Origin of the sequence: Piscibacillus salipiscarius JCM 13188, assembly GCF_001311865.1 — a bacterium.
In the GTDB taxonomy this organism is placed as follows: Bacteria; Bacillota; Bacilli; order Bacillales; family Alkalibacillaceae; genus Piscibacillus; species Piscibacillus salipiscarius.
Window position 1 is genome coordinate 1 of sequence record NZ_BBCD01000041.1, and the last position, 11,092, is coordinate 11,092.

Below are 11,092 nucleotides of genomic sequence, written 5' to 3' on the forward strand. Positions count from 1 at the left end.
TTTTTTATAATTTAAATGAATGGTGGTTTTTCTTTTCATTAAGAGTTGAAAATCGTTATAATATTACTGTACCTTTAGAGAGATATACATAAACTGAAAGGATGGAAAACATACATATGGTTTATGCCGTTTTCGCACCACTTATATTTGCTATTATAATCCCTTTCTTAAGTCGACTTAAACATAAGATTCATACCGGCTGGTTAATCTTACCTATCCCCTTATTAATCTTTTTCTATTTTATCCAATTTGTTGGAGCAGGTTTTGAACCTGTCAGCCAATCAATTAACTGGATCCCATCACTAAATATTGCTATTGATTTTTATTTGGATGGGCTCAGTTTATTATTTGTCTTATTAATAAGTGGTATTGGAGCACTTGTAGTTTTATACTCAATCTACTATTTAAGTAAAGATGAGCAAATTGGTCATTTTTACACTTACTTATACATTTTTATGTCCTCTATGTTAGGGGTTGTCTTATCAGATAATGTATTCGTACTTTATACGTTTTGGGAATTCACCTCATTATCTTCGTTTTATTAATTGGCTATTGGCATTATCGTGAAAAGTCACGTTATGGTGCTTTAAAGTCAATGCTTATAACAGTACTTGGTGGGTTTAGTCTTTTGGCTGGTTTAATTCTACTTACCCTTGAAACAGGGACTACTAGCATTAGAGGTATGATTGAACAAGCTGATGTGATTGTGAATAGTGAACATTTTATTTTTATATTAGTTTTTCTATTGCTTGGAGCATTTACGAAGTCAGCGCAATTTCCATTTCACATTTGGCTACCTGATGCAATGGAAGCGCCTACTCCAGTTAGCGCCTATTTACACTCTGCCACAATGGTTAAAGCGGGTATTTACTTAATGGCTCGTTTTTCACCTATTTTCTCTGAAGTTCCATTATTCTTTATCCTATTAAGCATATTTGGTCTTGTTACATTAGCATGGGCATCATATATGGCCGTTAGACAAACTGATCTTAAGGGAATACTTGCGTTTTCTACCATAAGTCAATTAGGTATGATTATGGCTATGCTTGGCTTTGGTACATCATACGCGGTATTTGCGGCTGTGTTTCATATCTTAAACCACGCAACATTTAAAGGAAGCCTATTTATGGTTGCTGGTATTGTTGATCATGAAACTGGAACTAGAGATATTCGTAAGTTAGGTGGGCTAATGACATTTATGCCAATATCGGCAACTTTAGCGATATTTGGTACTTTTTCGATGGCAGGCGTACCACTTCCATTTTTAAATGGTTTTTATAGTAAAGAATTGTTCTTTGAATCTTCACTACATTTAGGTGAGTATTCAGGAACCTTTGTTGAGACTTTAATCACTTATATTCCAATAGTTGCTGTGGTCGGTAGTATATTTACATTCATTTATTCCATGTATTTATTCTTCGGTACATTTAGAGGTAAATACCAAGAAGATGAATTACCTAAAAACCACATGAAGCACCAATTATGATGTTAGTACCTCCAATGATTTTAGTTATTGGTGTCATTGTAATCGGGTTATTCCCAAACATTTTTAATCAGGCATTAATCTCACATTCAGCCGATGCTGTATATGGTAGTGACGTTGAAAAGCACGTTAAGTATTGGCATGGATTTGATAGTCCAGCATTTCAAATGTCATTAATTGTTGTTGGATTAGGTATTCTTCTATTCCTAACAAAAAGAAATGGGAGGGTGTCTACCGAGTTCTTCCAGGCACTCTAAGCTTCAACAGAGTATATGATTGGACCGTTGAAAAAATAGAATCTGTTTCAAACAAGATTACAACTGCTTATATGACAGGGTCATTACGCTTGTATATGATCTTAATACTAACAGCGATTATTTCGATTACTGCTGGGACGATTTTAGCTACAGAAGGTTTTAATTTTAATATTGACGACCTAGCCCCTATTACAGCACCTGAAGTAATTGTTGCTGTCATCATGGCTGTAGCTGCTATCGGCACCACTATAGCAAAAAACAGAATTGCAGCCATATTAATACTAGGTGTCGTTGGTTATGGGCTATCTATTTTATTTGTTATGTACAGAGCGCCAGATTTAGCTCTTACACAATTAATCGTTGAGACCGTTACGGTCGTATTATTCTTATTATGTTTCTACCATTTACCTAATTTAAAAGCAGATACAAATCACTTGCTAAAAGAGGTACGAATGTACTTGTATCTGTTGCTTACGGAGTTTTAATGTTTGTAATTGGTGTTACAGCTTATAACAGTCGTTTTGCTGAAACCATTGCAGACTTCTACATGGAAAACACTTATAAATTAGGTGGTGGTCATAATGCGGTAAACGTAATCTTAGTTGACTTCCGTGGTATTGATACATTGTTTGAAATAACCGTTTTATTCGCAGCAGCATTAGGTATATATGCTATGATCAAACTTCGCCGAAATAAGGGGGCGAAATAAATGGAAATTATTATGATTGTTTTAGCATCACTTCTATTTACAACTGGAGTTTATAACTTATTACAAAAACAGTTTTTAAGAATTATTATTGGTACGGCTTTAATTTCTCATGGTGCTCATTTATTTATTCTAACCATGGGTAAACTTAAACGAGGAGCCTCACCTATTGAGGCACATGGGGTTTCGAATTATACGGACCCCCTCCCTCAAGCTTTAATTTTGACTTCAATTGTTATTAGTTTTGGTGTTACTAGTTTTTATTAGTTTTAGCCTATAGAACTTACAAACTAAACCACACTGACAATATGGAGAAATTGAGAGGTTCTGAAGAATGAATAACTTAGCTATACTTCCGATTGTTTTACCATTATTAGCAGGTATCATAGTAGCATTTATACCATCTAAGCTAAATTTGGTAAGAAAAATCGCTCAAACTTTAACCGTAATCTTTCTAGCTGTTGTTGGTTACATAGCCTGGACTGTTTTTAATGAAGGTATCATTGTCTTACAAGGTGGTGGGTGGGCTGCACCTTTTGGAATATCATTTGTTGCCGATTACCTATCCATACTACTAGTGTTAACGACATATTTAATCGCAACAGCAGCTGTATTTTATGCACCGCATTCATTGTCTAATGAACAAGAGCGTTTTACTTCTATACTTTTATTTCATATTAATTTCTGGTGTATCCGGTGCATTTTAACTGGGGATCTTTTTAACTTATTTGTATTCTTTGAAGTCTTACTTATGGCTTCATACGGCTTAATTGTACTTGGTAATGGTAAGGCACAATTAAGAGAATCATTAAAATACGTTCTAATTAACTTATTTTCATCCATGTTATTCGTTACAACAGTGGCATTCATTTACTCACTAGTTGGAACGGTTAACATGGCGCACATTGCTGAAAGAATTAATGATATTCCATCAGAACAACAAGGCATCGTAACTGGAATTGGAATTCTATTATTCTTTGTGTTTGCAGTAAAAGCTGCCGTATTTCCTTTATATTACTGGCTTCCAAATTCCTATGTTGTACCAAATCCAGTCGTATCAGCCTTATTCGGTGCGCTTTTAACTAAAGTAGGGATTTATTCAATCTTTAGAGTTTACACACTAATATTTGTTCATGATACGGGATTAACCCATAATCAAATTTTCATTTGGCTTGCCATGTTCACCATGATTTTCGGAGTTATAGGTGCACTTTCTACCAACAATGTCAAACTAATTGTCACTTATAACATCATTCCTGCAATCGGCTTTATTCTAATGGGAATTGGACTTTATTCAGAAGATGGTTTAGCTGGATCAGTCTATTATCTAATGCATGATATGGTTGTAAAAGCTGCACTATTTTTATTAATTGGAGCTCTAGTTGTAGCTGCAGGCACTAAGGATTTATCCAAAATGAGTGGCGTTATTCAACGATTCCCAGTCTTAGGTTGGTTATTTTTCTTAGGGTCCATAGTTCTTGCGGGAGTACCGCCATTTAGTGGTTTTATAGGTAAATTGCTTTTATTAAGAGGCGCTTTAAGTCAAGAGCAGTTCCCGTTAACCATCATCGCCCTGCTATCTAGTTTATTAATACTATTATCTATGATAAGAATCTTCATTCGCGGGTTTTGGGGCGAAAAGATGGAAGGCATGACCCAAAATAACCGCAAAGTTCACGCGTTAACAGTGCCCGCGGGACTACTTCTTACCGTTTCAGTATTCTTAGGTGTCGGAGCTGAATTTGTATTACCGTACGTGGACACCATCTCAACATATTTACTTGATCGTAGTGAATATATCTCTTCTGTATTAAAGGGGTGAACATAAATGGCTTTACAAATTTTATTAAACATCCTGATTGCTGTATTATGGATGTTTTTAACAGAATCATACAACTTCTTAACGTTCTTTACGGGTTATTTAATTGGTATGGCTCTTCTATTCTTTTTAAGACGTTTTGTCCCAGATGCTTATTATTTAGAACGAGTTGGAAAATCATCAGTCTCATTCTTTTATTTATAAAAGAGTTAATCATTTCAACTTGGAACATTGTCAAACTTGTATATAAGCCTAAGTTAGACGTTGAACCTGGCATCTTTGCTTTACCTACTGAACTAAGAAGTAATTGGGAGATCACATTACTAGCTAATTTAATCTCTTTAACTCCAGGCACTTTATCAGTTGCTGTTTCGGATGATTATACAACCATATACATCCATGCAATGGATATGCCAGATGTTGAGGAAGAGATTAATGAGATTAAAAATACGTTTGAACGTGCAATTATGGAGGTGACTAGATAATGCTAAATGAATTCGGTAGCCAAATGTTAAGCATCGTGCTGATCATTTGTTTTATTACATTGACTGTATCAGTTTTTTATTATTAATAAGAGCTATTATCGGTCCCTCCAATGCAGACCGAGCAGTTGCAATTGATACAATTGGCGTCAACATGATGGCGATTACAGCACTTGTAGCTATTCATTTAGTGACTGATAAATTAAATGACGTGGTCCTTCTAATAGGAATATTACTTTATATCGGAACCATTGCTGTTGCCAAATTTATTGAAAAGGGTGTTGTCATTGATCGAAATAATCATTAGTTTATTCTTACTGTGCGGAACTTTCTTTGTGATTTCAGGATCGATTGGCATGCTGAGATTCCCTGATATTTATACTCGTCTTCATGCGGTAACAAAGGCTTCAACATTAGGAGTGGCTGGAGTATTAATTGGAGCATTTATCTTCCTTTATTTTGAATATGGGATTATTAGCGGTAAATTAATATTAGGAATTATCTTCATCTTAATTACAGCTCCGGTAAGTGGCCACATGATCTCTAGAGCCGCACACCAATCTGGCGTTAAACTTTGGAAGCATAGTGTTCGTGATGAACTAAAACGTGACCAAGAAGAAAATAAAGCATAAGTTACAGTCGACTTGATGAAATCAGGTCGACTTTTTCTTTATGTACAGGCACTAAACCAAATACGCGACATACATTTAAATATAGGCGATTACCTATAATCTTTAATGCGGAGTTGGTGCCATGTACACACTGTTTAAAGTACTGACGATTATTTTTGAAAACCTTTATTTCTTTGCATCATATGTTAAAGGTAACGCTTTCCCTCAACCGTTAAGTAGAGATGAAGAAGAGGAATACTTAAAGCGCTGGGAACAAGATGGGGGATCCCGAAGCTAGAAATAAGTTAATTGAACATAATTTACGGTTAGTGGCACACATAGCGAAAAATATGAGAATAATAAAGAAGATCAAGAAGACCTAATTTCTATTGGAACGATTGGACTAATAAAGGGTGTTGAAAGCTTTTCAAGCAATCGGGGTACAAAGCTTGCTACCTATGTCGCTAGATGTATTGATAATGAAATTCTAATGTACTTAAGGACATCTAAAAAGTCTAATAAAGATATGTCCCTTCATGATCCAATCGGTCAGGATAAAGAAGGCAATGAAATTAGCTTAATTGATATTTTAAAATCGGACCAACCTGATTTAGTTGAAAAAATTCAGACCTCGATGGAAATTGCCAAAGTATTTAAATATATTGACCTGTTAGATGAGCGAGAGAAAGAAGTGATTGTAAAACGCTACGGGTTAAATGAGTTAGATGAACTAACGCAAAGGGAAATTGCCAAAGAATTAAATATATCTAGAAGCTATGTTTCGAGAATCGAAAAACGTGCCCTGATGAAAAATGTTTCATGCCTTTTATCGTGATGAGCAAAGGAAAGAAAAACAAGATCCGAATTCTAATTAGGCAATCATCTATTCATTTATGGGATAAATGCATATGATAAGGTAGACCATCTAAATGAATGGAGGGTTCAATTATGTATTATGACAACTATCATTATGGTCCTCCTCAATATCCACCTTATCCTGTTTATCCGAATCATAATAGTTTTGCGAACTCCTTACTCATCGTGTCATTATTACTGCTATTAATTCTAGGCGGGTATTACCTCTATTTTTATAAATAAAAGCAACTTATACTTTTATTGTATAAGTTGCTTTTTTTTCTAGTTATTAATTTGTTTTAAAATATTTACTATCATTTCTGCACTATTTCTCGCTGCTTTAGGCAAAAATTGATCAAAAGAAATGTTAGATTCTTTGCCAGCTACATCTGAAATCGATCTAATGATTAAAAATGGTGTTTGATACTGATAACAAACTTGCGCAATAGATGCAGCCTCCATTTCTAAAGCTTTTACTTCTTTAAGTCGATCAACAACACTCTTAACTCTTTCAGGATCAGACATGAATGAATCTCCTGTCCCGATCAACCCTTCCATCACTTGAATTGAAGGATCTAGATTTTGCGTAGAGGCCTTAGCATAGTCGATCAACATACGATCTGAAGGGTAGTGTTCAGGCATTTGTGGAATTTGCCCGTATTCATACCCAAATGCTGTTGCATCAGCATCATGGTGAATGACTTCGGTACCAATGACAACATCTCCTACGTTTAAGTTAGGATCTGTCCCGCCTGCAGATCCAGTATTAATCACATAATCAGGTTTAAAACGTTCATGAAGGATTGTCGTTGATAAAGCAGCATTCACTTTTCCAATCCCTGATTGTAATACGACAACTTCCTGATCAGCTAATATACCTTCATATAATCTACAATTCGCTACGACAATTTCTTGTTTTATGGTCATTTCAGATTTTAACCATTCTAATTCTTCCTGCATTGCTCCAATGATTCCTATTTTCATAATCCTACCTCACTTAAGTCTTCAAGTTGAATTAATTACCTTCTAGTTTCTGTTTACCGATATTTTCATAGAGTACTTCAACTTTTTGAGGCTGCCACCCTTCATTTTCAATCCATTTTAGAGGTACCCGGTAGTATTCGCCTGATGACTTATCTTCTACATAACCCGTAACTTGATCAGGAACACCACCGCTTTCTAACCACCAATAAGTCAAATTATTAGATGAAGAGTTAACAGCTTTAGCGATGGCACTCTCAATTTCAATACGGTCCTGAGAGCCACTTTCTAAATTAATTGAATGCGGCTCACTTTGTTCAGTAGGATAAGGTTCCCAGTTACCTTCTCTAACTTCTTTAACCTCTTCACTATCACCTGGCTTAACTTCTACATCTGTTTCTTCATCTTGATTTTCTTCTTCGGATTCTTCTTCAGTCGTTTCTTCTGAATTGCTTTCTTGCTCCTCTGAATCTGTTTCATTAGTCTCTTCGGTTGTTTCATCATTTTGTTCAGTGTTGTTTTGTTCCTCATCACCTGAAGCAGGTGTTTCTTCGTTTTGGGCTTGATTTTGTTCTTCTTCATCATCCCCGCCACCCAAACAAACATTCCAATTAAAAACGCGGCAAGGCATGCTGCGGTAATGAGTAATGTATTCGTTAGTTTCGTGCTCTTTCTTCGCTTTTCGTAACGGTCAGATCTAGAACCATCAAAATTACCATTTGACATATTCTCAACCCCTTTTTGCTTAAATAATAATTTGTCCTACACGTATGGTGCAGGACAACGTTGAGTTCATATTATGAGACATCTACAATCTTAACATCAATTTCCCCACCAGGTGTTTGAACAGTTACTTGATCGCCCACTTTTTTTACCTAATAGACTTTGTGCCATTGGTGAGTCATTAGAAATTCTTCCTTCAAATGGATCTGATTCGGCACTACCAACAATTTGGTATTCTTCTTCATCTCCATCAGGCAATTCAACAAACTTAACAGTTTTACCTAACTGTACTATGTCACTTGACTCATCATCATTCTCAATAATGACAGCATTTCGAATCATGTTCTCAACTTGAGCAATTCTTGATTCAACAAATGCTTGTTCATCTTTCGCAGCATCATACTCTGAGTTCTCGGATAAATCACCAAAACTTCTAGCTACTTTAATACGTTCAACCACTTCTGGGCGACGTACAGTTTTCAGTTCATTTAATTCTTGATTTAATTTCTCAAGACCTTCCTCAGTCATATAATAACTTTTTTTCTTCAGCCATAATCTATACACTCCTTTGAATAATTACGAAATTCATATAATTAATTTAAATTAATCTTGTCCATTTCTATGATTAATTATTTATTGATAATGCTTTCAATTTTCGTTGTTAAAAGGTCAATGGCAACACGATTTTGTCCACCTTCTGGAATAATCACATCTGCATATCGTTTCGCTGGTTCAACAAACTGTAAATGCATTGGCCTTACGACATTAATATACTGATTAATAACCGATTCAAGTGATCTTCCTCGCTCATTAATATCTCTCATTAATCTTCTAATAATACGAATATCTGCATCCGTGTCCACAAAAACCTTTATATCCATCATATTACGTAACTTTTCGTCTTCTAGTACTAAAATTCCTTCTAAAATTATAACTTCTTGTGGTTCAACCGTAATCGTTTCCTCAGCACGTGTATGCATTTCATAATTATAAACAGGTTTTTCAATGGATTGCCAGTTTTTAAGTTTATTTAAATGATCCACAAGTAAGTCATTATCAAATGCAAGTGGATGATCATAGTTCGTATTAAGTCGCTCCTCGAATGGCATATGAGATTGATCTTTATAATAAAAGTCTTGTTCCATCATTAGAACAGATGTATTTTTAAAATGATCACAAATTGCTCGTGTTACGGTCGTTTTACCAGACCCAGTTCCACCCGCAACACCAATTATAATCGGTTTATCTTTCACCACGATGTCTGTCACCTCTTCAATGCTATTGCTACACCATCCCCAGTTTCAACTACTGTTGTATCAAGCTCAGGATGTTTTATTAACCACTGATTAAATCGATCGATTTTCTCTCCTAATTTCATTAATCGTTTTCGGTCATCTTGCACTTCTTTAGAAACATAACCCTTAAACAGAACATTGTCAATAACAATGAGTGAACCCGTTTTTAAAAATGGTATCACTTTTTCAATGTAACTTTGATATTGTCCCTTGGCAGCATCAACAAAACGAAATCAAATTGTTCATCTTTAATTGATTTAAATATTGGTTCGCATCTTCTAAGATTAAATGGATACGATCAGTCATGTCTACTTTTTCAACATTTTTACTTGCGATGTGAAATCGTTCTTCATCTATTTCAATAGATGTAATCTGAGTTTCACAATTCGCTGAAGCCATTTGGATGGCAGAATATCCAATAGCTGTGCCAATTTCGAGTATTTGATTAGGTTTGTGAAGTCTGATTAACTGTTTTAACAGCTCAACTCCATCCCTTTCAATAATTGGAACAGAATGCAGAGAAGCATAATGTTCCATTTCTTCAAGCAATAGAGCTTGTTTATTCAAGCTATATAAATCTTGTATATACTGTTTATTTGTAGGCATCTTAATGCATCCTCTTTGAGTAAATATAAAATAGGAGAATGCGTTATGACACGCATTCCCTATTAGTCTTTAGGTGGACGATGTTCTTGAATATTCTTCTCGTGCCCTTTTAATGTTTCTGCATAATAAACTTCACCATCATAGCCAGCTACGAAATAGAGATAATTAGGTCCTCAGGGAATAACGCTGCTTGTAGAGCATTTTCTCTGAAATTTGAGATAGGACCAATTGGCAGACCTTTATTTTCATAAGTATTATAAGGTGAATCGACTTCAAGATCTTCATATAAAACGCGATCTTTATGTTCACCTAATGCATATAATACTGTTGGGTCTGTTTGAAGTGGCATTTCAGGATCATTATTCATACGGTTATAAAAAACCTCTGAGATCATTTTTCGGTCCTCTTCACTAACGGCTTCTTCTTCGATTAAGGAAGCCATCGTAATTACTTCATGAACCGTCATGTTTTTCTCTATAATGTCTTGTTGATAAGTCATGATACGTTTATTAGTTTGTTCTAGCATAAGGTTTACGACATGTTCAATAGTCGGGTCCTTTTCATAAAAAGGGTATGTTAGTGGAAATAAGTAACCTTCTAAAGGATACCTAATTCCTTTCTTCAAAATTTCATCCTCATTTAAAAGTTCAGGATATTTAACAATAAATGATTTAACAAATTTCTGTTTTTTCATTTTATTAAGGAATTCTTTTTTCTTAATTGAAGTCTCTTCAGCAAAAATGTCGGCTACCTGTTCAATTGTTGTGCCTTCAGGTATTGTTACAGTAAACAAAGGATCTACCAATATTTTACCAGTTTTTAACGATTCAACTATTTCACCTAACTTCATATTTTTAGCAAGCTTATACTCCCCAGCCTGAAAGCCTGTTTCATTATTGAATTTGACATAGTATTTAAAGACCGTCGCATTGTTGATGATGTTATTTTCTTCCAATATATTTCCTATCGAATCAATACTAGAGCCAAGGGGGATTTCAACTTCAATAATAGTATTGTCGTCAGGGTCTACTGGACTTAGCCCCTCAGAAATATATGTATAAGCCTTATAGCCGCCTGCACTTATCGTTATAATAAGTATTGTTAAAACTATAAAAATAATACGACGTGATTTTGCTTCTTTTACCCGTTGTTTCTTTTAGATCAGAATAACTACTCATCTATTTCCCCCCTACACCCGTAATATTATAAATTATTTTATAATATTTTTCTATATATTTTGTGAATTGTATTTTAATCCAAAAACAGGGAATAGC

At 34.9% G+C, this 11,092-nt stretch carries 9 protein-coding genes and 5 pseudogenes; 7 read left to right on the forward strand and 7 right to left on the reverse strand.

What is annotated here, in order from left to right; all coding sequences use genetic code 11:
* Positions 1-116 precede the first annotated feature (116 nt).
* The 7 genes and pseudogenes from JCM13188_RS16840 (at position 117) to sigK (ending at position 6,233) form a co-directional block, all read left to right on the forward strand.
* Positions 117-2,449, forward strand: a pseudogene (locus JCM13188_RS16840) (Na+/H+ antiporter subunit A).
* Positions 2,450-2,784, forward strand: a pseudogene (locus JCM13188_RS16845) (Na(+)/H(+) antiporter subunit C).
* Positions 2,781-4,268 (forward strand): annotated as a pseudogene (locus JCM13188_RS16850) (Na+/H+ antiporter subunit D). Before JCM13188_RS16845 ends, JCM13188_RS16850 begins: the two co-directional pseudogenes overlap by 4 nt.
* Before the next feature lie 47 nt (positions 4,269-4,315).
* The gene (locus JCM13188_RS16855) at positions 4,316-4,750 is read left to right on the forward strand and encodes a Na+/H+ antiporter subunit E (RefSeq protein WP_369405124.1); all 435 of its coding nucleotides are present in this window, start codon (positions 4,316-4,318) and stop codon (positions 4,748-4,750) included.
* 46 nt (positions 4,751-4,796) lie between these two features.
* Complete coding sequence (locus JCM13188_RS16860) at positions 4,797-5,054, forward strand: monovalent cation/H+ antiporter complex subunit F (RefSeq protein WP_369405125.1); 258 nt, start codon at positions 4,797-4,799, stop codon at positions 5,052-5,054.
* A complete protein-coding gene (mnhG, locus tag JCM13188_RS16865; protein WP_054755013.1) occupies positions 5,035-5,379 on the forward strand; it encodes a monovalent cation/H(+) antiporter subunit G in 345 nt (114 codons plus the stop codon). Before JCM13188_RS16860 ends, mnhG begins: the two co-directional genes overlap by 20 nt.
* A 121-nt stretch (positions 5,380-5,500) precedes the next feature.
* A pseudogene (sigK, locus tag JCM13188_RS16870) lies at positions 5,501-6,233 on the forward strand (RNA polymerase sporulation sigma factor SigK).
* Between the two features lie 262 nt (positions 6,234-6,495).
* On the opposite strand, the gene mtnN reads toward sigK, so the two are convergent.
* From mtnN to mltG, 7 genes and pseudogenes are all read right to left on the reverse strand, one after another.
* Positions 6,496-7,197, reverse strand: coding sequence for a 5'-methylthioadenosine/S-adenosylhomocysteine nucleosidase (gene mtnN, locus JCM13188_RS16875; protein WP_054755014.1), 702 nt, complete (start codon positions 7,195-7,197; stop codon positions 6,496-6,498).
* A gap of 31 nt (positions 7,198-7,228) precedes the next feature.
* A complete protein-coding gene (locus tag JCM13188_RS16880; protein ID WP_054755015.1) occupies positions 7,229-7,792 on the reverse strand; it encodes a YrrS family protein in 564 nt (187 codons plus the stop codon).
* Between the two features lie 199 nt (positions 7,793-7,991).
* Positions 7,992-8,445 (reverse strand): annotated as a pseudogene (greA, locus tag JCM13188_RS16885) (transcription elongation factor GreA).
* 101 nt (positions 8,446-8,546) lie between these two features.
* Complete coding sequence (gene udk, locus JCM13188_RS16890) at positions 8,547-9,170, reverse strand: uridine kinase (protein ID WP_054755016.1); 624 nt, start codon at positions 9,168-9,170, stop codon at positions 8,547-8,549.
* Between the two features lie 11 nt (positions 9,171-9,181).
* On the reverse strand, positions 9,182-9,394 hold the full coding sequence (locus tag JCM13188_RS19935; protein ID WP_279402048.1) for an O-methyltransferase: 213 nt from the start codon (positions 9,392-9,394) through the stop codon (positions 9,182-9,184).
* A 37-nt stretch (positions 9,395-9,431) separates the two neighbouring features.
* Positions 9,432-9,818, reverse strand: a complete 387-nt coding sequence (locus JCM13188_RS19940) for an O-methyltransferase (RefSeq protein ID WP_279402049.1) — start codon at positions 9,816-9,818, stop codon at positions 9,432-9,434.
* 148 nt (positions 9,819-9,966) lie between these two features.
* A complete protein-coding gene (gene mltG / locus JCM13188_RS16900; protein ID WP_369405126.1) occupies positions 9,967-10,938 on the reverse strand; it encodes an endolytic transglycosylase MltG in 972 nt (323 codons plus the stop codon).
* Positions 10,939-11,092: the final 154 nt, after the last annotated feature.